20 protein-coding genes are annotated in these 20,676 nt (G+C 67.8%); 5 read left to right on the top strand and 15 right to left on the bottom strand.

Annotation, left to right across the window (positions count from 1 at the left end; all coding sequences use genetic code 11):
- Window positions 1–9 precede the first annotated feature (9 nt).
- Together hutG and ACAH41_RS26180 are read left to right on the top strand one after the other, a co-directional pair.
- Complete coding sequence (gene hutG / locus ACAH41_RS26175) at window positions 10–822, top strand: N-formylglutamate deformylase (RefSeq protein WP_370538652.1); 813 nt, start codon at window positions 10–12, stop codon at window positions 820–822.
- A complete protein-coding gene (locus ACAH41_RS26180; RefSeq protein WP_370538653.1) occupies window positions 819–2,216 on the top strand; it encodes a formimidoylglutamate deiminase in 1,398 nt (465 codons plus the stop codon). The genes hutG and ACAH41_RS26180 overlap by 4 nt, the downstream gene beginning before the upstream one ends.
- Before the next feature lie 31 nt (window positions 2,217–2,247).
- On the opposite strand, the gene ACAH41_RS26185 is transcribed toward ACAH41_RS26180, so the two are convergent.
- From ACAH41_RS26185 to ACAH41_RS26200, 4 genes are all read right to left on the bottom strand, one after another.
- A complete protein-coding gene (locus tag ACAH41_RS26185) occupies window positions 2,248–2,709 on the bottom strand; it encodes a metallophosphoesterase family protein (protein ID WP_370538654.1) in 462 nt (153 codons plus the stop codon).
- 61 nt (window positions 2,710–2,770) lie between these two features.
- The gene (locus ACAH41_RS26190) at window positions 2,771–5,302 is read right to left on the bottom strand and encodes an EAL domain-containing protein (protein ID WP_370538655.1); all 2,532 of its coding nucleotides are present in this window, start codon (window positions 5,300–5,302) and stop codon (window positions 2,771–2,773) included.
- Between the two features lie 20 nt (window positions 5,303–5,322).
- Window positions 5,323–5,739, bottom strand: a complete 417-nt coding sequence (locus ACAH41_RS26195; RefSeq protein ID WP_370538656.1) for a response regulator — start codon at window positions 5,737–5,739, stop codon at window positions 5,323–5,325.
- 84 nt (window positions 5,740–5,823) lie between these two features.
- Window positions 5,824–7,740: a PAS domain-containing protein gene (locus tag ACAH41_RS26200; RefSeq protein ID WP_370538657.1), complete on the bottom strand. Its 1,917-nt coding sequence runs from the start codon at window positions 7,738–7,740 to the stop codon at window positions 5,824–5,826.
- 146 nt (window positions 7,741–7,886) lie between these two features.
- On the opposite strand from ACAH41_RS26200, the gene ACAH41_RS26205 reads away from it, so the two are divergent.
- Complete coding sequence (locus tag ACAH41_RS26205; RefSeq protein ID WP_370538658.1) at window positions 7,887–8,378, top strand: DUF805 domain-containing protein; 492 nt, start codon at window positions 7,887–7,889, stop codon at window positions 8,376–8,378.
- 15 nt (window positions 8,379–8,393) lie between these two features.
- On the opposite strand, the gene clsB is transcribed toward ACAH41_RS26205, so the two are convergent.
- The 3 genes from clsB to nudB are packed head-to-tail and all read right to left on the bottom strand — an operon-like array spanning window position 8,394 to window position 11,028.
- A complete protein-coding gene (gene clsB / locus ACAH41_RS26210; protein WP_370538659.1) occupies window positions 8,394–9,707 on the bottom strand; it encodes a cardiolipin synthase ClsB in 1,314 nt (437 codons plus the stop codon).
- Window positions 9,707–10,534: an endonuclease/exonuclease/phosphatase family protein gene (locus ACAH41_RS26215; RefSeq protein ID WP_370538660.1), complete on the bottom strand. Its 828-nt coding sequence runs from the start codon at window positions 10,532–10,534 to the stop codon at window positions 9,707–9,709. Before ACAH41_RS26215 ends, clsB begins: the two co-directional genes overlap by 1 nt.
- Window positions 10,531–11,028, bottom strand: coding sequence for a dihydroneopterin triphosphate diphosphatase (gene nudB, locus ACAH41_RS26220; RefSeq protein ID WP_370538661.1), 498 nt, complete (start codon window positions 11,026–11,028; stop codon window positions 10,531–10,533). Before nudB ends, ACAH41_RS26215 begins: the two co-directional genes overlap by 4 nt.
- A 144-nt stretch (window positions 11,029–11,172) precedes the next feature.
- Here nudB and ACAH41_RS26225 point away from each other — a divergent pair, with 144 nt between their 5' ends.
- Complete coding sequence (locus ACAH41_RS26225; RefSeq protein WP_370538662.1) at window positions 11,173–11,862, top strand: hypothetical protein; 690 nt, start codon at window positions 11,173–11,175, stop codon at window positions 11,860–11,862.
- Window positions 11,863–11,931: 69 nt separating this feature from the next.
- On the opposite strand, the gene aspS is transcribed toward ACAH41_RS26225, so the two are convergent.
- From aspS to ACAH41_RS26240, 3 genes are all read right to left on the bottom strand, one after another.
- On the bottom strand, window positions 11,932–13,722 hold the full coding sequence (gene aspS / locus ACAH41_RS26230; RefSeq protein WP_370538663.1) for an aspartate--tRNA ligase: 1,791 nt from the start codon (window positions 13,720–13,722) through the stop codon (window positions 11,932–11,934).
- 140 nt (window positions 13,723–13,862) lie between these two features.
- Window positions 13,863–14,522, bottom strand: coding sequence for a DUF502 domain-containing protein (locus ACAH41_RS26235; protein ID WP_325654783.1), 660 nt, complete (start codon window positions 14,520–14,522; stop codon window positions 13,863–13,865).
- Between the two features lie 13 nt (window positions 14,523–14,535).
- The gene (locus tag ACAH41_RS26240) at window positions 14,536–14,892 is read right to left on the bottom strand and encodes an FmdB family zinc ribbon protein (protein WP_325654784.1); all 357 of its coding nucleotides are present in this window, start codon (window positions 14,890–14,892) and stop codon (window positions 14,536–14,538) included.
- Window positions 14,893–15,048: 156 nt separating this feature from the next.
- On the opposite strand from ACAH41_RS26240, the gene ACAH41_RS26245 reads away from it, so the two are divergent.
- The gene (locus tag ACAH41_RS26245; protein WP_325654851.1) at window positions 15,049–16,164 is read left to right on the top strand and encodes a polyamine ABC transporter substrate-binding protein; all 1,116 of its coding nucleotides are present in this window, start codon (window positions 15,049–15,051) and stop codon (window positions 16,162–16,164) included.
- Window positions 16,165–16,222: 58 nt separating this feature from the next.
- Here the strand turns inward: ACAH41_RS26245 and ACAH41_RS26250 are convergent, their stop codons facing one another.
- From ACAH41_RS26250 to ubiE, 5 genes are all read right to left on the bottom strand, one after another.
- Window positions 16,223–16,378 (bottom strand): DUF3309 family protein, encoded by a 156-nt coding sequence (locus ACAH41_RS26250; protein ID WP_325654785.1) that lies wholly within the window; start codon window positions 16,376–16,378, stop codon window positions 16,223–16,225.
- A 121-nt stretch (window positions 16,379–16,499) separates the two neighbouring features.
- On the bottom strand, window positions 16,500–18,053 hold the full coding sequence (gene ubiB / locus ACAH41_RS26255; RefSeq protein WP_325654786.1) for a ubiquinone biosynthesis regulatory protein kinase UbiB: 1,554 nt from the start codon (window positions 18,051–18,053) through the stop codon (window positions 16,500–16,502).
- Window positions 18,054–18,070: 17 nt separating this feature from the next.
- Window positions 18,071–18,598, bottom strand: a complete 528-nt coding sequence (locus tag ACAH41_RS26260) for a hypothetical protein (RefSeq protein WP_325654792.1) — start codon at window positions 18,596–18,598, stop codon at window positions 18,071–18,073.
- 124 nt (window positions 18,599–18,722) lie between these two features.
- A complete protein-coding gene (gene galE / locus ACAH41_RS26265; RefSeq protein WP_325654793.1) occupies window positions 18,723–19,760 on the bottom strand; it encodes a UDP-glucose 4-epimerase GalE in 1,038 nt (345 codons plus the stop codon).
- A 165-nt stretch (window positions 19,761–19,925) separates the two neighbouring features.
- Window positions 19,926–20,657 carry a bifunctional demethylmenaquinone methyltransferase/2-methoxy-6-polyprenyl-1,4-benzoquinol methylase UbiE gene (gene ubiE, locus ACAH41_RS26270; RefSeq protein ID WP_325654795.1) on the bottom strand — a complete coding sequence of 244 codons (732 nt, stop codon included), beginning with the start codon at window positions 20,655–20,657 and terminating at the stop codon, window positions 19,926–19,928.
- Window positions 20,658–20,676 lie beyond the last annotated feature (19 nt).

Here is a 20,676-nt window from a genome sequence, read left to right on the forward strand (position 1 = left end):
GGAGACCTGATGGACGAGATTTACACCCTGCACCGCGGCACGCGCCCCTTGCTGGTCAGCGTGCCGCATGCAGGCCAGCACATTCCCGCCGACCTGCTGGCCCGCATGCACCCGCACGCGGCCACCGTCGAAGACACCGACTGGCACCTCGACAAGCTCTACGACTTCGTGCGCGAACTCGGCGCCAGCCTCATCGTGCCGCGCCACTCACGCTACGTGATCGACCTGAACCGGCCGCCCGACAACACGCCGATGTACCCCGGCGCCAACAATACCGAGCTGTGCCCCACGCGCTTTTTCACCGGCGAAGCGCTGTACCTCGAAGGGCAGGCGCCTGACGCCATCGAAGTCCAGCAGCGCCGCGCCACCTACTGGCAGCCGTACCACGACGCGCTCTCGGCCGAACTCGCGCGGCTGCGGGCCGAGCATGGCCACGCCGTGCTGTTCGATGGCCACAGCATCCGCTCGCAGCTGCCCTGGCTGTTTGAGGGCCGGTTGCCGGACCTGAACCTGGGCACCGCCAACGGCGCGAGCTGCGCCCCGTCGATGCGCGACACGTTGGGCCAGTTGCTGGCCGCGCAGCAAGACTTCACGCAGGTGGTCGACGGCCGCTTCAAGGGCGGCTACATCACCCGCCACTACGGCCAGCCCGCGCGCGGCTGGCATGCGGTGCAGCTGGAAATGTGCTGGTGCTGCTACATGGACGAACAGCCGCCCTTCAACTGGTCGCCCGAGCGAGCCGCGGGCGCCATGCCGCTGCTGCGCCAGATGATGGACACGCTGTTGGCCTGGCAGCCGCAAGCCGGAGAAAGCCAGGCATGAGCGGCGGCACAACAAGCCCCTCCGCTCGCCGCTTCTGGGCGCCACGCGCCTGGCTCCCCGAAGGCTGGCGCGAGGAAGTGCTGCTGGAGGTGGACGCGCACGGCCGCTGGTCCCGCGTGGTCCCTGGCCAGCCTTGCCCGGCAGACGCCGAGCGCCTGGCCGGCCTCACGCTGCCCGGCCTGGTCAACGGCCACAGCCATGCCTTCCAGCGTGCCTTCGCAGGCCTGGCGGAGCGCCGCGAGGCCGCGGCCGACAACTTCTGGAGCTGGCGCGACCGCATGTACCGCGTGGCCGGCAAGATCACGCCGGACCAGCTGCGCGCGGTCGCCACCCAGCTCTATGCCGAGTTGCTGCGCGGCGGCTACACGCAGGTCTGCGAGTTCCACTACCTGCACCACGCGCCTGGCGGCAAGCCCTATGGCGCGCCGATGGCGATGACCCAGTCGCTGATCGAAGCGGCCGCCGAGGTCGGCATCGGCCTGACGGTGCTGCCGGTGCTGTACGAGCGCGCCGGCTTCGACCAGCCCATGCTGCGACCCGACCAGCAGCGCTTCCGCCTGCATGCCGAAGGCGTGCTGGCCGCGCACCAGTCGGTGCAGGAGCGCACCCATGCCTGCCTGAACGCAGGCCTGGCCATCCACTCGCTGCGCGCCGCTCGCCCGGCCTCGCTGCACACGCTGGCCAAGATGGCCGAGCAGACTGTCGGCCCGGTGCACATCCATGTCGCCGAACAGACCGCCGAGGTCCAGGACTGTCTCCAGGCCACCGGCCGCCGCCCGGTCGAATACCTGGCCAGCGAAGGCCTGCTGGACGCGCGCTGGCAGCTGGTGCATGCCACGCACATCAACCAGGCCGAGATCATGACCGTGGCCTACAGCGGCTCGGCCGTGGTGATCTGCCCCAGCACCGAAGGCAACCTGGGCGACGGCCTGACCGACCTGGCCGGCTGGCTGCAGGCCGAGGTGCCGATCTCGCTGGGCTCGGACAGCCATGTCAGCCGCTGCTGGCGTGAAGAGCTGCGCTGGCTGGAATACGGGCAGCGCCTGGGCCTGCGCCAGCGCAACGTGGCGGCCGCCCCCGAACGCGGCCAGCCGTCGACGGCAGAGCGGCTGTGGCGCGGCGTGCTCGACGGTGGCCGCCTGGCGGCAGGCTTTCCCCTCTGGGGCTTCACGCCCGGCGCCCGGGCCGACCTGCTGGTCGCCGACCCACGCGACACCAGCCTCGCCGGCATCCCCGCCGCCCGCAGCCTGGACGCCCTGATCTTCTCCAGCCCCACCCTGCCCTGGCGCGACGTGATGGTCGCCGGCCAATGGAAGCTGCGCGAGCACCAGATGCCCGGCAGCGATGCGATCACCTCCGGCTTTGTCAGCGCGATGGAGGAGCTGTGGAACTGAGGCCGGCGGCGGGTGGGCGACGCTGCTGCGATCAGCTCATGAGTTCGACCAGCTTGCCGCTCACGGCGTCCCCGCTGATCTGCAGTTCGCCCACCGAGACAGGCAGCTTGAAGCGCCGCGGCCCGGCGCTGCCGGGGTTCAGGTAGAGCACGCCGTCGCGCTCAGCCATCGTCGGCTGGTGCGAGTGGCCGGAGATGACTGCGCGCAGCCCGGCGGCTTGCGGGTCCACGTCGAGGTCGGGCAGGTCGTGCACCACGGCCATCGTCACGCCGCCGAGCGTGAGGTACTCGACGGTGCGCAAGGCCTCGGCCCAGGCACCGCGGTCGTTGTTGCCGCGCACGGCCGTGACCGGTGCGATGGTGGCGAGCCGGTCCAGCACCGACGGGTCGCAGATGTCGCCGGCGTGCACGATGTGGTCGCTGCCGCGCAGGAAGGACAGCGCCTCGGGGCGCAGCAAACCGTGGGTGTCGGAGATCAGGCCAATGCGGAGCATGGCCGATTGGAGCACCGCCAGCGCGATTGGTTCGTCCGCATGGGATGACGGTCTCGAACCTTCAAAGGGATGCGGGTTCCGTGGCAGCCGGGTCGTCTGCAGCCGCGTGGTTGGCCGCATGGCCGGCCAGCCAGGCCATCATGGCTTCGGCGGGCATCGGCCGGGCCAGCAGGTAGCCCTGGATGCCATCGCAGCCGAGCGATTGCAGCCGGGCCTGCTGCTCGGCGTTCTCGACGCCCTCGGCGACCACGCGCAGGTTCATCTTGCGCGACATGGCGATGATGGCTTCGGCAATCGCGGCGTCGTCGCCACCGGCCTGCGAGATGCCCTGGATGAAGCTGCGGTCGATCTTCAGGGCCTGCAGCGGCAGCTGCTTCAGGTAGGCGAAGTTGGTGTAGCCGGTGCCGAAGTCGTCGATGGCGAACAGCACGCCCATCTGGTGCAGCCGGCGCAACAGCGCCAGCGCCTGCTCAGGGTCCTGCATCACGCTGGACTCGGTGATCTCCAGCTCCAGGCGGTTCGCCGGCACGCCGCTGGCAGCCAAGGCGCGGGCCACGCTGAGGTCCAGCCCGGGGCGCTGCAGCTGGCGGGCCGAGAGGTTGACGGCCAGCAGCAGACCCAGCTGTCCTTGCTCGCGCCAGCGGCGCAGCTGCTGGCAGGCTTCGTTGAGCACCCAGTCGCCAATGTCCAGGATCAAGCCGGTTTCCTCGGCCAGCGGGATGAAGTCGTTCGGCGGGATCAGGCCTTCGCGCGGGTGCAGCCAGCGCACCAGCGCTTCGACGCCGCGCACCCTGCCCGTCAACAGGTCCATCTGCGGCTGGTAGTGCAGCAGCAGTTCGTGGCGCTCGATGGCGCGGCGCAGGTCGTTTTCCAGGCGCAGCTTGTCGTGCGCGCGGGCGTCCATCTCGGGGCTGAAGAAGCGGTAGTCGTTGCGGCCAGCGCCCTTGGCCTTGTAAAGCGCGGTGTCGGCGAACTTCAGCAACGTCTCGGCATCGTCGCCATCGCGCGGGAACAGGCTCACGCCCAGGCTGCAGGTGACGTGCAGCTCGTGGCCGTCGATCTGGAACGGGCGCGACAGCGAGGCCATCAGCTTCTCGGCGACGTGCGCCGGATCGGCCAGGTCCTCGATGTCCGGCAGCACGATGACAAATTCGTCGCCACCGAGGCGGGCGACGGTGTCGTCCTCGCGCAGCACCGCGCGCAGCCGTTCGGCCACGCACTTGAGCATCTCGTCGCCGACCAGGTGGCCCAGCGTGTCGTTGATGGTCTTGAACCGATCCAGGTCCAGGAACAGCAGCGCCATCTGGCCGCGCTGGCGTTGCGCATGGGCCAGCGCCAGCGCGAGGCGGTCCATCAGCAGGCTGCGGTTGGGCAGGCCGGTCAATGCATCGTGATACGCCAGATGCTGGATGCGCGCTTCCTGCTGCTTGCGCTCGGTGATGTCCTGCACCACGCCGGCACGGCGGAAGGGCTGGCCCGACTCGTCGTTGGCCGGGTAGCCGCGCATGGCGATGTGGCGCAGCTGGCCGTCGGGCCGCAGGATGCGGCATTCAAGCGAGAAATGGCCGTCCACCGCGGCGGCCAGCGCCTTCGTCACCATGCCCAGGTCGTCCGGATGCACCACGCGCTGCCAAGCCATCCAGTCTTGCTGCAGCGCGGTGGGCGGCTCGCCCCAGATGCGCTCGAAACCGGGGCTGACGTAGAGCACGCTGCGGCGCTGTGGGTCGGCCAGCCAGAAGGTGTCGCCAATGGCGCTGGCCATCTGCTGGAAGCGGGCCTCGCTGTCGCGCAGCGCGCCGCGCTCGCGCTCCAGCTGCACCCGGAAATGCGCGCTCTCGATGGCCATCGGCAGCCGGCGCAACATGTCGTCTTGCTTGACCAGGTAGTCGGTGGCGCCGAGCTTCAGGGTCTGGATCGCACTGTCCTCGTCGCCATGGCCGGTGATGATGAGGATGGGCAGGTCCAGGTCGCGCTCCTGGCGCAGCAGCTTGACCAGTTCCAACGCGTTCATGCCCGGCAGCTGGAAGTCCAGCAGCAGCACTTGCGGCATCTCGGGGCCGCCCGCATCCAGGCGCGCAATGACCTGCTCGCCGGTGCTGACGGCCGAAACCAGGATGTGCGGCGCGAAGCGCATCAGGTGGCGGGCCAGCAGGTCCACGTCGGTGGCGCTGCGCTCGGCGTAGAGCACGCGGATGGGCTTGGCGCGCTGGTCGCTGGCAAAGCGGAACCGGGTCCAGGCGACCTGCAGCAGCAGCGGCAGGCGGTCCAGGTAGGCACCCTGCTTGACGATGTAGTCATCGGCCCCGCCGCGCAAGGCGGCGACCACGGTGGCCTCGTCGCCCGAGCCGGTCAGCATCACGACAGCCAGCGGCAGGTTGCGCTCGCGCACGCGCTGCAGCAGCTCCAGGCCGTTGCCATCGGGCAAGCGCATGTCGAGCAGCAGCATGTCCGGCAGCTCGCCTTCGTCCAGCAGGCGGCGGGCGCTGGCCAGGTCACCCGCGGTGGTGAGCTGCAGATGCGGCGCGCTGCGGGCCAGGCTGCGGCGCGTCAGGTCGGCGTCCTGCGCGTTGTCTTCGACATAAAGCACCTTCATGCGCGACCGGACTTCCTGGCTCAGTTTTGATTCAGCACGCACCAGTACAGGTCGATCTGCGCGGCGACTTCGATGAACTTCTCGAACTCGACCGGCTTGACGATGTACGAGTTGACGCCCAGGCCGTAGGCGGTGGCCACGTCGGCATCCTCGCGCGAGGTGGTCAGCACGACGACCGGGATGCGCGAACAAAGCGGGTGGGCCTTGAACTGGCGCAGCACCTCCAGCCCCGAGACGCGCGGCAGCTTCAGGTCCAGCAGGATGACCACCGGCAGCGGCTCGCCGGCTTCCCAGCGGGGCAGCCAATCCAGTGCCTCTTCGCCATCGCGGGCAACGGCAAGCGGGTTGGCAATGTGCCGCTTGGCAAAGGCCCGGCGCGTCAGGTCGACGTCCATCGGGTTGTCCTCGACCAGCAGGATAGGCCGGTTACCGCTCATTGCCCATGCTCCGGCCCCAGGGCCCAGGTTGGAAAACCTGAGAATACAGCCAAGCCCTGGCTGGCAGCAGGGTGGGCACCGGCATCAGAGCGGCAGCTCGATGAAAAAGTGCGCACCTTGACCAGTCACGCTCTCGGCCCAGACCCGGCCCTGCATGCGCTCGACCGCCTTGCGCACGATGGCCAGGCCCACGCCGGTGCCGGGGTAGTCCTCGGCGCGGTGCAGGCGCTGGAAGATCTCGAAGATGCGCTCGGCATAGCGCATGTCGAAGCCCGAGCCGTTGTCCCGCACCTCGATGCGGCAGCGGCCTTCATGTTCGGCGCAGCGCAGCCGGATGCGGCGCTCCGCCTGCCCTTGCGTGAACTTCAGCGCGTTGTCCAGCAGGTTGCGCACGGCCATCGTCAGGCCCTCGCGCTCGCCGGTGGCCCGGGTGCAGCTCAAGTCCTGTTCCAGCGTGACTTGGCCCTGGTCCAGCTCGCGTTGGTATTCGCCCACCAGGCGGTTGATGACCGCGGCCGGGTCGATGCTGCTCAGCGTGGGCCGGCTGCGTTCGACACGTGAGTAGGCCAGCAGGTCGTCGATCAACTGGCCCATGTGCACGGTGGCCTTGCGGATGGTGTCGACGAAAAACCGGCCCTCCTCGTCCAGCTTGTCGGCATGGTCGGTCAGCAGCAGCCGGCTGTAGCCGTCGATGCCGCGCAGCGGGGCCTTCAGGTCGTGCGAGACGGAATACGAAAACGCCTCCATCTCCCGGTGCCGCGCCTCCAGCTCGGCAGTCCGCTCGGCCACGCGGGCTTCCAGTTCGGCGTTGGTGCGCAGGACTTGCTCCTCGACCTGCTTGCGCGCCGTGACCTCGTGCAGGAAACCGTGCCAGGCGATCGCGCCGTCTGCCTCGGTGACCGGCGTGACATGCATCTCGACCCACAGCAGGCCGCGCTGCGGATGCCGCACCCGGAACTCCTCCCGGCAACGCGCCATGCTTTGCGCCGAGGCCTCCATGGACTGGCGCAATCGCTCGCGATCCTCCGGCACGATGACGTCGCGCGGGTCGTGCGCGCCCGCGCTCGTGCCAGCACTCAGGCCGTAGGCCTCTGCCACCTTGGGGTTGGCCAATTGCACGCTGACCATGCCGTCCGCGGCGCGGCGGTAGGTCATCAGCACACCCGGCGCGGTGGCCACCAGGCGCAGCAACTGGGCCTCGGCCGCCAGCCGCTGGCGCTGCTGCTGCTGGGCTTCGTGCGCCGCGGTGATGTCTTCGATCAGGCCCGCCATGTGGGTCATCTGGCCGGTCGCGTCGCGCACCGGGTAGGCGTGGTCGCGCACCCAGATCATCGAGCCGTCCGGCCGCAGCACCCGGTACTCTGTCTCGTATTGGCCCGTCGTCGCAGCGGCCACAAAGTCGGCCGCGACCTGGTCCCGGTCCTCGGCGTGGATGCCGGCCAGCCACACGGCATGGCAGTCCGCCAGGTCCGGCCGGCATTCCTGGCCCCACATGCGCCAGAAGGCCGGGCTGACATACAGCGTGCGCCGCTCACCCGGCCGGCTGAGCCAGATGGCATCGCCTGTCGCCTGGGTGAACAACCGGAAGTGCTGTTCGCTTTGCCGCAGCACCGCCCAGTCGGCCGCGGCACTGCCGCCGGGCCAGCTGAGGCAACGCATCCAGCCGCCTTCGCGGATCGCCCAGGGGCCGGCCTGCAAAGGGCCGGTCAGCACCGGGCCCGAGGGACCGCGCAGCGGCAAGGCCGGCACCGCCAACGGCAAGGCCGCGCCGCCCGGCATGGCCAGCAGCGGGTCCAAAGACTGCCCAGGTTGCGCCAGCCAATCGGCCAGCGCCTGGCCAGCCAGCGCTTCAACCGGCCTGTCCAGCGCCTGCGCCAGTGCCAGGTTCACCTGCAGCAGCTTGCCATGCTCGTCAACCACCGCCATCGGCTCGGTGGCGGCTTGCCAGCAGGCGGCGGCCACGGCATCGACATCGGCCTGGTTCGGCGCTCCGGATCTCATGCAAACCTCCCACCGATTCGCTGCGACTGCTCGCGCCGCGAAGAGCGCAAGGGACCGCTGGATTCTGCGATGCCGCCGCGCGCCGCACCATCCGCAATGCCACGCAGCAGCCCTCGCGCCGCCGGCAAGCGTGGAATACTTGCAGCATGTCCAGCAGCTCCGCCCCCTACGCCTCGCCGCTCGGCGCCCATGGCCTGCCCGAAAGCCGCGGCGCAGTCTCGCCAAGCGGCAAGCAAATCCGGCAGGACCTGCTCGCCGCCGAGGCCGTGCCGCCGATTGCCGAGGCCATGCCGCCAGGCCAGCTGTTCTTCAGTGCAAAAGGCCGCATCTCGCGCCGCGGCTTCTGGGGCGGCATGCTGGGACTGGCGGCGCTGGGCGTCGTGCTGGCCGCACTGTTGAACATCGCTGGCTTCCGCGGCGAACGGGTCGAGGGCCTGGTCAATCTGCTGCTGGCCTGGCCGGCCTTCGCCGTGTCCGCCAAGCGCTGGCACGACCGCGACCGCAGCGCCTGGTGGGTGCTCGTGGCCCTGGTCCCCGTGGTCGGCTTCCTGTGGCTGCTGGTGGTCAACGGCCTGCTGCCCGGCATGAAGGGCGACAACCGGTTCGGGCCACAGCCGCAGCACATCCGCCTGGGCTGACCCGCGGCGCCAGAGTCAGTACCGCTCGCTGGACCCCGCCAGCCGCAGGTACCAATGCGCCAGCCAGGCCACCAGGCCGCGGCCCAGCATCGCGCTGAGGCCGGTGCGCAGCGGGGCGACGAGGATGCGGCTGGACACGGCCATGGCCTGGTCCAGTTCCTCGCTGAGGGCGGCGGCAAAGCCGGTGTCGCGCACAACGATGTTGGCTTCCAGGTTCAGCAGCAGGGACAGCGGGTCGACGTTGGAACTGCCGACCGTGGCCCATTCATCGTCGGCCACTGCCGCCTTGGCATGCAGGAAAGCGGGGGTGTATTCGTAGACCTCGACGCCCGCGGTCAGCAACTCGTCGTACATGACACGCGCCGCCAGTCCGGCCAACCGGTAGTCCAGCTTGCCCTGCAACAGCAGGCGGACCTGAACGCCACGCCGCGCGGCCTTGATCAGTGCGCGCCTGAAACTGCGGCCGGGATAGAAGTACGGCGTCACCAGCTGGACGCGGGCATTCGCCATGCGGATCGCATCGATCATGCAGCGCTCGATGGTGCGGCGCTGGCGCAGGTTGTCGCGCACCACGAAGGCTGCGACCACCGGCGTGTCGTCGGCCAAGGGTGGCGGCGTGGCCGGCAGCAGGTGCATGCGCCGCAGCAGCTTGCGCGCGGCCCGCACCGGCTCGGCGCTGCGGGCGAGCTGCAGCGTTTCCTTGCGCCAATCGCGGCCGAAGGTGGCGCGGGTCCACACCGCGCGCACGGTCTGCTCGATGGGCGCGACCACCGGGCCGTGCAGCGCCACCGCGAAGTCCAGCCGCGGCGCATCGCTGAAGCCATGGTGCAGGTCGTTGCGATCGTCGATCACATTGATGCCACCGACAAATGCGCGCGTGCCGTCCACCACGCACAGCTTCTGGTGCAGCCGCCGCAGCTGGCCCGGCTGCAGCCAGTTCCACCAGCGCGTCAGCGGCCGGAAGACCGCCAGGTCCACAGCGTTGTCGCTGAACCAGCGCTTGACCGTCGTCAGGCTGTGGCTGCTGCCAAAGCCGTCCACCACCACCCTGACCCGCACACCGCGCCGGGCAGCCGCGATCAACGCCTTGGCCACGGCCTCGGAGGCGGGGTCGTCATGGAAGATGTAGGTCGCCAGCCAGACCTCGTGCAGCGCCTGCTCGATGGCGCGCACCATCGCGGGAAACAACTCGTCGCCGCCGCGCAGCAGCGCCACCTCGTTGCCACTGAGGAAAACGGGCTTGGACTGGGTGTACCAGGCACCGGGAAACTGGAAGCCGTCGGATGCGGGCGCTTCATCGGGGACCGACGCGGCCGGCTGCACGGCCATCAGGCAGGCTCCAGTTCCGCCAGCAACGGCAGGTGATCGGACATGCGGGCCCAGGCACTGCCGCGCGGCACGGTGGTGCGCACGCAGCGAAAGCCGCGCATGTAGACCCGGTCCAGCGCGAACACCGGCACGCGTGACGGGAAGGTCGGCGTGTTCGTGGCCTGCGGCGGCGTCGCGCGCTGCAGGCCCATGGCCTGCATGGGCCCGTCCAGCCGCTCGCCCCAGTCGTTGAAGTCACCGGCGACCAGCAGCGGCGCACCGGCCGGCACGGTCTGCTCGATGAAGGCCGCCAGCCGCTGCACCTGGCGCAGCCGGCTGGAATGGATCAGCCCGAAGTGCGCGACGACTGCGTGCACCTCCATGCCCTGCCACTTCACCGGCACGTGCAGCAGGCCGCGTTGTTCGAAACGGTGGTCCGACACATCGTGGTGGCCAATGTTGCCCATGGGCCAGCGCGACAGCAGCGCGTTGCCATGCTCGCCGTGGCGAGTCACGCAGTTGGTGTGATACGCCGCACCGTAACCGTCAGGTGCCAGGAATTCGGCCTGCCCCTGCTCCGGCCAGCCGCCATGGGTGCGCTGGAACTGCCGCGACTCGCGGGCGTGGAACAGGCGCACCTCCTGCAGGAACACCAGGTCCGCGTCCAGCGACTCGATGCCCAGCCCGAGGTTGTGGATCTCCAGCCGCTTCGTCGGCCCCATGCCGCGCACACCCTTGTGGATGTTGTAGGTCGCCACGCGCAGCGGCCCGCCCAGCGTGCTGCCCGGTGCGTAGCTGCTGGCGAATGCGGACGAGCGGAACGAATGGGCTTGCACCGGTGGTGTCATCGGATCTCGGGGAAGTTGGGGAGTTGCAGGATGGCTTCGGCGTTTGACGGCGAGAAGCAGCGGTCTGCCGCCTCGCGCCAAGGCAGCCAAGCGTAAGCCGTGTGCTCACGGGGCGCCAGTCGCACCGCGGTCCCGGCCGGCACGCAAAGCCCGAACACATGCTCGGTGTTGTGCGTCACGCCTTCGGCATAGCGATGGCGCCAGCGCGGGTAGATCTCGTAGACATTGGCCAGGTCCCAGTCGTGCAGCGCACTGGCCGGCACGCCGCCAGCGCCGATCACGATGCCGGTCTCCTCCGCCACTTCGCGGGCACAGGTCACGTCCAGCGGTTCGTCCAGGCCGTCCTTGGAGCCGGTCACGCTCTGCCAAAAGCCGGGCGCATCTGCACGCTCCATCAGCAAAACGTCCAGCGCCGCAGTGTGGATCACCACCAGCACCGACTCCGGGATCTTGGCGGGCCGAGGCGCCACCGCTTCATGGACTGCTTCGGTCATGGGGCGATGCTAGCGCGACCAGCGCCCGCCGCGTGCCGGACGGGGCCTACACGGCGCACAGGAGAAGGGTGACTCGTGCAGCGAAATGACACGAACGACGACTAGGATCAAAGCGGTCCCGCCCGCCTGAACCGCCGTCATCCCATGAGACTTTCCTTCCTCGCCGCGCTGACGGCATCCATCTGCCTCGCAGCCTGCGGCATTGCGCCGACCTCTCCCCTGTTCACCCCAACGGGCAGCTTCACCGCCACGCCTGGCACCAAGATTGGCATCGTGATGGTGGTGCTGCCCAAGATCACCACCGAATTCCCCGGCGCTGCATGCACGGACTGCATGGCCGCCGCCGCGACGACGCATCTGAGCCTCACGAACCACATGCAGCCCTTGACGGCCGAGGACCTCACCCAGGCCAAGGTCGAGATCGCGCGACTGTTGGAGGCCAAAGGCATGCAGGTGCGCGTGATGGACGCGGCGCTGGACCTCGGGCAGCTGCCTGCATTCACCGGCCGCCAGCCCGCAAGCGCATTGCGCGACTTCCGCGGCCTCAAAGCAAGCCACGGCGTGGACAAGCTGGCGGTGATCGAGGTGACGTCGCTTGGTGTGCGCCGTGCTTACGCTGACTACAGGCCCCTGCGAGACCCGGAGGGCGTGCTGACCGGCGCCGCGTATGTCGTCAACCTCAGCGACAACACACTGGAGAGCTATCAGCCAGTCGAGGCGGTGGTGCAGGTGGAACGTGATTGGGACGACTCGCCGCACTTCCCGGCCCTCACTCGCAGCTACTTCGACGCCTTGGCCTTGGGCAAGACTGCGCTGATCAAGCCGTTCCAGTGATCAGGCCACGCATCTGAAATTGAAAAAGGGCCCGAGGGCCCTTTTCCTTTGGTCAACGCGACGGCGGTCTCAGACCGCCGCTTGCGCGTTGCGCAGCCGGATGTGCAGTTCGCGCAGCTGCTTCTCGTCGACCAGTGACGGGGCGCCGGTCAGCAGGCATTGGGCACGCTGGGTCTTCGGGAAGGCGATCACGTCGCGGATGGATTCGGCCTTGGTCATCAGCGTGATCAGGCGATCCAGGCCGAAGGCCAGGCCGCCGTGCGGTGGCGCGCCGTACTGCAGCGCGTCCAGCAGGAAGCCGAACTTGACCTGGGCGTCTTCCTTGCTGATGTTCAGCGCGCTGAAAACCTTGCTCTGGATCTCGGCGCGGTGGATCCGCACCGAGCCGCCGCCCAGTTCCCAGCCGTTGAGCACCATGTCGTAGGCCTTGGCGATGCAGGCGCCCGGATCGGTGTCCATCAGGTTCTCATGGCCGTCCTTCGGCGAGGTGAACGGGTGATGGGTCGCGTTCCAGCGGCCTTCGCCTTCGTCGTACTCGAACATCGGGAAGTCCACCACCCACAGCGGTGCCCACTTGTCCTCGAACAAGCCCTTGCTGCGGCCGAAGTCGCTGTGGCCGATCTTCACGCGCAGCGCGCCGATGGCATCGTTGACCACCTTGGCCTTGTCGGCACCGAAGAAGATCAGGTCGCCGTTGCAGGCACCGGTGCGCGCCAGGATCTCGGCGATCGCAGCGTCGTGCAGGTTCTTGACCACCGGCGACTGCAGGCCTTCGCGGCCCTTGGCCACGTCGTTGACCTTGATCCAAGCCAGGCCCTTGGCGCCGTAGATCTTGACGAACTCGGTGTAGCCGTCGATCTCGCCGCGGCTCATCTCGCCGCCGCCCGGCACCTTCAGCGCCACCACGCGGCCGCCCTTGGTCGTGGCCGGGGTCGAGAAGACCTTGAAGTCCACGTCCTTCATGACCTCGGTCAGCTCGGTGAACTGCAGCTTCACGCGCAGGTCCGGCTTGTCCGAGCCGTACTTGAACATCGCGTCGGCGTAGGTCATCACCGGGTAGACCGGCAGCTCCACGTTCATCGCGTTGCGGAAGACGGTGCGGATCATGCCCTCGAACATGCCGCGGATCTCTTCCTCGTCCAGGAACGAGGTCTCGATGTCGATCTGCGTGAATTCGGGCTGGCGGTCAGCGCGCAGGTCCTCGTCGCGGAAGCACTTGGTGATCTGGTAGTAGCGGTCGAAACCGGCCACCATCAGCAGCTGCTTGAACAGCTGGGGCGACTGCGGCAGCGCGAAGAAGTGGCCGTCGTGGACGCGGCTGGGCACCAGGTAGTCGCGCGCGCCTTCGGGCGTGGACTTGGTCAGCATCGGGGTTTCGATGTCGACGAAGCCGTTGGCGTCGAGGAACTTGCGCACTTCCATCGCCACGCGGTAGCGCAGCATCAGGTTCTTCTGCATCTGCGGGCGGCGCAGGTCCAGCACCCGGTGCGTCAGGCGCACGGTCTCGCTGAGGTTCTCGTCGTCGAGCTGGAACGGCGGCGTGACCGAGGCGTTCAGCACTTCCAGTTCATGGCAGAGGATCTCGATCTTGCCGCTGGCGAGGTTGGTGTTTTCCTTGTCGGCCGGACGGGCACGCACCAGGCCCACGACCTTCAGGCAAAACTCGTTGCGCACCAGCTCGGCCGTCTTGAACATCTCCGGGCGATCCGGGTCGCAGACGATCTGCACGTGGCCTTCGCGGTCACGCAGTTCGATGAAGATCACGCCACCATGGTCGCGGCGGCGATGCGCCCAGCCCATCAGCGTCACGGTCTGGCCCATCAGCGCTTCGCTGACCTTGCCGCAGTATTCGGTTCTCATCAGTGCACTCCTGTGCGTCGGTATTCGGGAAGCGGTCGACCTCGGCGCCGGATGCGCCAGGGACCGTGAGGGGAAAAGCTTGGGTCGGCCTGGGTGGGGTGATCAACCCTCAGGACTGAACGCGGGGCGTCTGGGCGCGTTCAGCCCACCCGATTGGGGTCGGCCCCCTCCGGCGACGGCAGCAGGCCGGCCGGGGGCGCAACCACGCCCATCGAGATGATGTATTTCAAGGCCTCGTCCACGCTCATGCTGAGCGGTCGCACCGAGGCACGCGGCATGATCAGGAAGAAGCCCGAGGTCGGGTTCGGCGTGGTCGGCACGTAGAGGCTGACATGTTCGCCCGCCAGGTGCTCGGCCACCTCGCCGCCGGGGCGGCCGGTGACAAAGGCGATGGTCCACGACTCGCCGTGCGGGTAGCGCACCAGCACCGCTTCGCGGAAGGCATTGCCGCTGCTGGAGAACAGCGTGTCGGAAACCTGCTTGACCGAGCTGTAGATGGACTTGACGATGGGAATGCGGCCCATCAGCATGTCCCACTGGCGCAGCCACCACTGGCCGAAGATGTTCGCGACGAACACGCCGGTGAGCAGCAGCAGCAGCACCATCACCAGCGCACCCACGCCGGGCAACTGGCTGAAGCCTGCCAGGCCGTCCGCGGCCTCCTTCGAGACCAGGGCCTGCACCGGACGCAGCAGGCCTTTGAACATGCCGTCCAGCAGGCCTTGAACCCACAGCAACACCCAGAGGGTGACGGCAATGGGAAGCCAGGTCAGCAGGCCGGCGAGGAGGTACTTTTTCACGAATGGGTCGGTTTCAGTGGCAAGCGCAGGAGCCGCCGCAGGCAGTGGACGGAGAAGAGGCGCTGGCCGAAGTGCCACCACCACTGGAAGATTCGCCGCCCCCGGAAGAGGGGCTGCCAGATGAGCTGTCCCCGGCCGCAGGTGCGGCTGGCGTGCCAGCGGCCGCGGGCGCCGGTGCACCGCTGTTGCCGCCGCGGAAATCGGTTGCGTACCAGCCCGAGCCCTTGAGCTGGAAACCGGCAGCGGTCACCTGCTTCTGGAACTGTTCGGCACCGCAGGCCGGGCAGACCGTCAGTTGGGCGTCGGACATCTTTTGCAGGACATCACGCGAATGGCCACAGGCTGCGCAGCGATAGGCGTAGATCGGCATGGCTAAATCTTTGATTCAGAAAGCGAAAACCCGTGATTATACGGAGCGCAGCTGCCATCCTAGAATTGAATGGACCGTGGCCGTGCAGTCTGCGCGCGTCGCCCCTGACCCCTGAATTCCCTGAACCCGACACCCAAGGAGAACGATGTGAAGCGCATGGTGTGGAACCGCTTGTGGCCGGCGGCGCTGGCCGTCCTCTGCAGCAGCCTGGCCGCCTTGTCGGCAGCCCAGGCCGCCGACGAGCCCAAGGTCCTGAACATCTACAACTGGTCGGACTACATCGCACCCGACACGATTGCCAATTTCGAGAAGGAAACCGGCATCAAGGTCCGCTACGACAACTACGACAACAACGAGATCCTGCATGCCAAGCTGGTGACCGGCAAGACCGGCTACGACATCGTCGTGCCCAGCGCGCACTTCGCCAAGCAGCAGATCGAGGCAGGCCTTTTCCGCAAGCTGGACCGCAGCCTGCTGCCCAACTGGTCCAACCTGGACCCGGCGCTGCTCAAGCAGATGGAAAGCGTGGACCCGGGCAACCAGTACCTGGTCGACTGGCTGTGGGGCTTTGTGACGGTGGGCATCAACGTCGACAAGGTCAAGGCCGCGCTGGGCAGCACGCCGATGCCGGAGAACCCCTGGTCGCTAGTGTTCGACCCGCAGTACGCCAGCAAGCTGAAAAGCTGCGGCATCAACTTCCTGGACTCGGCCTCGGAAGTGCTGCCGGTGGCCATGCTGTACGCGGGCAAGCCCGGTTACAGCCGCACGCCCGACGACTACAAGGCCGCGGGCGAGATGCTGATGAAGATCCGCCCCTACGTGACGCGCTTCTCGTCCTCGGGCTACATCGAGGAGATGTCCCAGGGCGCGCTGTGCGTGGTGATGGGTTATTCGGGCGACATCAACATCGCCAGGTCGCGTGCGCTGGAAGCCAAGAACAAGGTCAACCTGCAGGCCCTGATCCCGCCCAAGGGCTCCACGCTGTTCTTCGACTCGATGGCCATCCCGGCCGACGCGCCGCATCCGAAGAATGCGCAGGTCTTCATCAACTACATCCTGCGTCCGGAAGTGCACGCTTCGCTGACCAACCAGGTCTTCTACGCGAACCCGAACAAGGCCTCGCTGAAGTTCGTCAAGAAGGAGGTGGCCGACAATCCCAGCGTCTTCCTCAGTCCGACCGACATGGCCAAGATGACGGCGCCCGACAGTGTGCCGCAGGACATCCGCCGCGTGCAGACCCGGTTGTTCACGCGCTTCAAGGCTGGCAAGTAGCCGGTCGCGCCACACAGCAAATCGCCACCCTCGGGTGGCGTTTTTCATGGGTTGAGCGCTATATCCTGCCCATCAGCAGCAGCACGATCAGGATGATCACGACCAAGCCCAGGCCACCGCTGGGGTAGTAGCCCCAGCCGCGGCTGTGCGGCCAGGTCGGGAGTGCGCCGAGCAGCAGCAGGATCAATACAACGAGGAGGATGGTGCCTAGCATCTTGGCGTCCCTGGTGAGGAGTGGTGTTGCATGCATTGCACGTCACCCCTGGGCGCCTGCGGGTAGTCCGTCAGCGGGTCTGCTTGTCAGGCGAAGCTGACGTGAAAGCGAAACGCCGCCTTCAATAAAAGCCGTAGTGCAACAGCCAGCGGGCCAGCACCACGCCGCCCAGGAAACCCGCGCCGCTCCACAGCAGCATGGACAGCAGCCGGTTGGTGCGGCGCTGCTCGCGCAGCAGCGCGGCCAGAAGCGGCGCGTCCTGCTGCTGCGGCGCGGCCAGGCGGTGGTGCAGCAGCCGCGGCAGCTCGGGCAGCAGCTTGGCATACAGCGGCGCCTCGTCCTTGAGCCGGCGCCAGATCGCGCGCCAGCCGACCTGCTCGTTCATCCAGCGCTCCAGGAAAGGCTTGGCGGTGGACCACAGGTCCAGGTCCGGGTCCAGTTCGCGGCCCAGGCCTTCGACATTCAGCAGCGTCTTCTGCAACAGCACCAATTGCGGCTGGATCTCGACGTTGAAGCGGCGCGAGGTCTGGAACAGCCGCATCAGCACCTGGCCCAGCGAGATCTCCTTCAGCGGCCGGTCGAACTGCGGCTCGCAGGTCGCGCGGATGGCCTGCTCCAGCTGCTCGATGCGCGTGCCCGGCGGCACCCAGCCGGACTCCACGTGCAGCTCGGCCACACGCTTGTAGTCGCGGCGAAAAAAAGCGATGAAGTTCTGCGCCAGGTATTCCTTGTCGACCTCGGTCAGCGTTCCCACGATGCCGAAATCCAGCGCCACGTAGCGGCCGAAAGTGGCAGGCGCCAGGCTGACCTGGATGTTGCCGGGGTGCATGTCGGCATGGAAAAACCCGTCGCGGAAGACCTGGGTGAAGAAGATGGTCACGCCATCGCGCGCCAGCTTCTTGATGTCCACGCCGGCCTCGCGCAGCCGCGCGATCTGGCTGATGGGCACGCCGTGCATGCGCTCCATCACGATCACCGTCGAGGTGCACCAGTCCCAGTGCATCTCGGGCACCATGATCAGCGGCAGGTCGGCCATGTTGCGGCGCAGCTGCGCGGCGTTGGCCGCTTCGCGCACGAGATCCAGCTCGTCATGCAGGTACATGTCGAACTCGGCCACCACCTCGCGCGGCCGCAGGCGCTTGCCGTCGGCCGACAGCCGCTCGACCCAGCGTGCCAGCGTGTGCAGCAGCGCCAGGTCGTCATCGATCACCGCGCGCATGCCGGGGCGCAGCACCTTGACCGCGACCTCGCGGCCGTCGTGCAGCGTAGCGAAGTGCACCTGCGCGATGGACGCGCTGGCCACCGGCTCCGCCTCGAAGTGGCGGAAGATCGCCTCGATCGGCTTCTCCAGCGCAGCTTCGACGAAAGCCCGCGCCTGCGAGGCCGGGAACGGTGGCACGCGGTCCTGCAGCAGCGAGAGTTCGCGTGTGATGTCCGGCGGCACCAGGTCCGGCCGGGTCGACAGGACCTGGCCGAACTTGATGAAGATCGGCCCCAGCGATTCGAGTGCCAGCCTCAGGCGCTGGCCACGCGGCTGATCGAAATTGCGGCCCAGCGTGACGACCCACGACAGGCTGCGGATCCAGCGATGGCGAAAGCCGGACAGCACCAATTCGTCCACGCCATGCCGCAGCAGCGTGACGACAATGAAAACCAGCCGGGCGAAATACCGCATCTGGACGCGCCCGCCGCTCAGGGCCGGCGCAGCACACTGGCCACGCCTTGCGCCACTTGGCGGGCGGCGCCCAGCACCTGCGTGCCGGCGCGTGACAGGCCTTCGGCCAGCGTCGGGCCGACGACTTTTTCCAGGTCGGCGGCAATGTCCCAGCGCACGTTGGCAATCACCCAGTTCACATCGGCGGCAAACGCCACGTCGCCTTCGATCTGCAGCGGCGGCAGTTCGCCCTGCGCCAGCTTGGTGGCGGCGGCAAACGGCTTCGAAGCGTCGACCCGCAGGCGCAGGTCGGGCAAGGCCGCTCCGGTGCCCTCTTCCCGCGCTTCCAGCAGGCCGGCCGGGCTGACCCGCAACGTCAGGGCCGGCGGTGGCGGCAAGGGGCCGCGCCAGTTCTCGACCTCGACCCGCAGCACACGGCCGGCATGCGCCTTCAGGCGGGCCGGCGCCACCGGCGCGGCGGTGAGCACATGGTTGGCCAGCAGGACAAAACGGGCGGTGGCTGCAGGCAGCACCAGGTCGCTCAAGGCGGTCAGGGGATCAGGCATGTTCGGATTGTAGGGAACGGCCATTGCGAGACCAGGATGGCTACAGCATGCCCTGGCCCATCTCCGAAAGCAGCCGGCGCCGGGCCGCCCCAGGGCGGCTGCGCAACCCGCCCGGCGGGTGGTATCACGTCCCCGTGATGCCGGGTGCTGACATGTAGCCCCGAGGGTTCTGTGAGGCCCAGCGCCAGCTGTGGGCACACATGTCGTCCAGGCTGCGTGTGGCTTCCCAGCCCAGCAACGACTTGGCCAGGGTGGCGTCGGCGTAATAACTCGGCAGGTCACCCGGCCGGCGGTCCACGATCTTGTACGGGATGGGCTTGCCGGCGGCGCGGCTGAAGGCGTTGACCAGGTCCAGCACGCTGTAGCCCACGCCGGTGCCCAGGTTGACCGTCAGCGAGAGCTGTTTTTCCAGCAGGTAGCGCAGCGCCGCCACGTGGCCATCGGCCAGGTCCATCACATGCAGGTAGTCGCGCACCCCCGTGCCGTCCGGTGTGTCGTAGTCGCCGCCGAAGACGGAGAGGAATTCGCGCCGGCCTACAGCCACCTGCTGCACAAACGGCATCAGGTTGTTCGGGATGCCTTGTGGGTCCTCGCCAATGCGGCCGCTCTCGTGCGCGCCCACCGGGTTGAAGTAGCGCAGCCAGCCAATGCGCCAGTCCGGCTCGGCCGCTTCCAGGTCGCGCAGGATCTGCTCGCCCATCAGCTTGGTGCGGCCGTAGACGTTCATCGCGGCGAGCGGATGCGCCTCGGTGTAGGGCAGGAACTGCGGCTCGCCGTAGACGGTGGCGCTGGAACTGAAAACGAAAGTCTTCACGCCCGCGCGGCCCATGGCCTGCAGCGTGTTGACCAGGCCGCCGAGGTTGTTGGCGTAGTACTTCAGCGGCTGCGCGGTCGATTCGCCCACGGCCTTGAAGGCGGCGAAGTGCATCACCGCGGCAATCCGGTGCTGGCTGAACACCCGGTCCAGCGCGGCGCTGTCGTTCACATCGGCCTGCACAAAGGCCAAGTCACGGCCGGACAGCTCGGTCAGCCGCCTCAGCACCTCGGGCGAACTGTTCGAAAAATCGTCCAGGCCGACCACGTCGTAGCCGGCCGACAGCAGCGCCAGCCAGGTGTGGGAAGCGATGTAGCCGGTGGCGCCGGTGAGCAGGATGGTGGGCATGACTGGAAGGTGTGAATGGATCGGGCGAGCCAGAGCGGGTCGTCAGAACGAGTCCAATCTAGGCGCAAAGCACAGCTGTAGCTCGGGCTACAGCGAGCATTTGCAACGACGAGTGGGCGCGTTGTGGCGGCTCGAGCGGGCTTGTCCGGTTCATTGGCACCTTCCCTAGCACTTGATGCCGACGTGCAAGGCAACCAGCCCGCCGGTCATGTTGTGCACGTCCACATGTCCGAAGCCGGCGGTTTTCATCATCGCCTTCAGCGTCGCCTGGTCCGGGTGCATGCGGATGGACTCGGCGAGGTAGCGGTAGCTCTCGGCGTCGCCGGCCACCCACTGGCCCAGCCTGGGCAGGATGTTGAAGGAGTACCAGTCATACGGCTTCTGCAGCGGCTTGGCGACCTTGGAGAACTCCAGCACCAGCAGCCGGCCGCCGGGCTTGAGCACCCGGTTCATCTCGGACAGCGCCTGGTCCTTGTGGGTCATGTTGCGCAGGCCGAAGGCCACGCTGACCAGGTCGAAGGTGTTGGCCTTGAACGGCAGCTTCTCGGCGTCGCACAGCGTCGTCGGCAGCGTCAGGCCCTGATCCAGCAGCCGGTCGCGGCCGGTGCGCAGCATGGCCTCGTTGATGTCGGTGTGCAGCACCAGGCCGGTCGGTCCGACCTGGCGGGCGAAGGCGCGGGCCAGGTCGCCGGTGCCGCCGGCAATGTCCAGTGCGCTGTCGCCCGGCTTCAGGTTGGCCACGGCAATCGTGTAGGCCTTCCAGGCGCGGTGCATGCCCATGGACATCAGGTCGTTCATCACGTCGTATTTGGACGCAACCGAATCGAACACGCCCTTGACCTTGCCTGCCTTCTCGGCCTCGTCAACCTTGTTGAAGCCGAAGTGGGTTTCTGACATTTGCTGGCTCTCGTTTGCT

This window comes from Ideonella sp., assembly GCF_041287625.1.
GTDB lineage: Bacteria > Pseudomonadota > Gammaproteobacteria > Burkholderiales > Burkholderiaceae_C > Ideonella.

Excerpts from the sequence above, each read along its gene's own strand:
- ACAH41_RS26260 (WP_325654792.1), bottom strand. The coding sequence starts at position 18,598 with ATGCCTGATCCCCTGACCGCCTTGAGCGACCTGGTGCTGCCTGCAGCC.
- clsB (WP_370538659.1), bottom strand. The coding sequence starts at position 9,707 with ATGGCCGTGCAGCCGGCCGCGTCGGTCCCCGATGAAGCGCCCGCATCC.
- ACAH41_RS26180 (WP_370538653.1), top strand. The coding sequence starts at position 819 with ATGAGCGGCGGCACAACAAGCCCCTCCGCTCGCCGCTTCTGGGCGCCA.
- ACAH41_RS26240 (WP_325654784.1), bottom strand. The coding sequence starts at position 14,892 with ATGCCGATCTACGCCTATCGCTGCGCAGCCTGTGGCCATTCGCGTGAT.
- hutG (WP_370538652.1), top strand. The coding sequence starts at position 10 with ATGGACGAGATTTACACCCTGCACCGCGGCACGCGCCCCTTGCTGGTC.
- ACAH41_RS26185 (WP_370538654.1), bottom strand. The coding sequence starts at position 2,709 with ATGCTCCGCATTGGCCTGATCTCCGACACCCACGGTTTGCTGCGCCCC.
- ACAH41_RS26195 (WP_370538656.1), bottom strand. The coding sequence starts at position 5,739 with ATGAGCGGTAACCGGCCTATCCTGCTGGTCGAGGACAACCCGATGGAC.
- ubiE (WP_325654795.1), bottom strand. The coding sequence starts at position 20,657 with ATGTCAGAAACCCACTTCGGCTTCAACAAGGTTGACGAGGCCGAGAAG.
- ACAH41_RS26250 (WP_325654785.1), bottom strand. The coding sequence starts at position 16,378 with ATGCTAGGCACCATCCTCCTCGTTGTATTGATCCTGCTGCTGCTCGGC.
- galE (WP_325654793.1), bottom strand. The coding sequence starts at position 19,760 with ATGCCCACCATCCTGCTCACCGGCGCCACCGGCTACATCGCTTCCCAC.
- aspS (WP_370538663.1), bottom strand. The coding sequence starts at position 13,722 with ATGAGAACCGAATACTGCGGCAAGGTCAGCGAAGCGCTGATGGGCCAG.
- ACAH41_RS26245 (WP_325654851.1), top strand. The coding sequence starts at position 15,049 with ATGGTGTGGAACCGCTTGTGGCCGGCGGCGCTGGCCGTCCTCTGCAGC.
- ACAH41_RS26200 (WP_370538657.1), bottom strand. The coding sequence starts at position 7,740 with ATGAGATCCGGAGCGCCGAACCAGGCCGATGTCGATGCCGTGGCCGCC.
- ACAH41_RS26205 (WP_370538658.1), top strand. The coding sequence starts at position 7,887 with ATGTCCAGCAGCTCCGCCCCCTACGCCTCGCCGCTCGGCGCCCATGGC.
- nudB (WP_370538661.1), bottom strand. The coding sequence starts at position 11,028 with ATGACCGAAGCAGTCCATGAAGCGGTGGCGCCTCGGCCCGCCAAGATC.
- ACAH41_RS26225 (WP_370538662.1), top strand. The coding sequence starts at position 11,173 with ATGAGACTTTCCTTCCTCGCCGCGCTGACGGCATCCATCTGCCTCGCA.
- ubiB (WP_325654786.1), bottom strand. The coding sequence starts at position 18,053 with ATGCGGTATTTCGCCCGGCTGGTTTTCATTGTCGTCACGCTGCTGCGG.
- ACAH41_RS26190 (WP_370538655.1), bottom strand. The coding sequence starts at position 5,302 with ATGAAGGTGCTTTATGTCGAAGACAACGCGCAGGACGCCGACCTGACG.
- ACAH41_RS26215 (WP_370538660.1), bottom strand. The coding sequence starts at position 10,534 with ATGACACCACCGGTGCAAGCCCATTCGTTCCGCTCGTCCGCATTCGCC.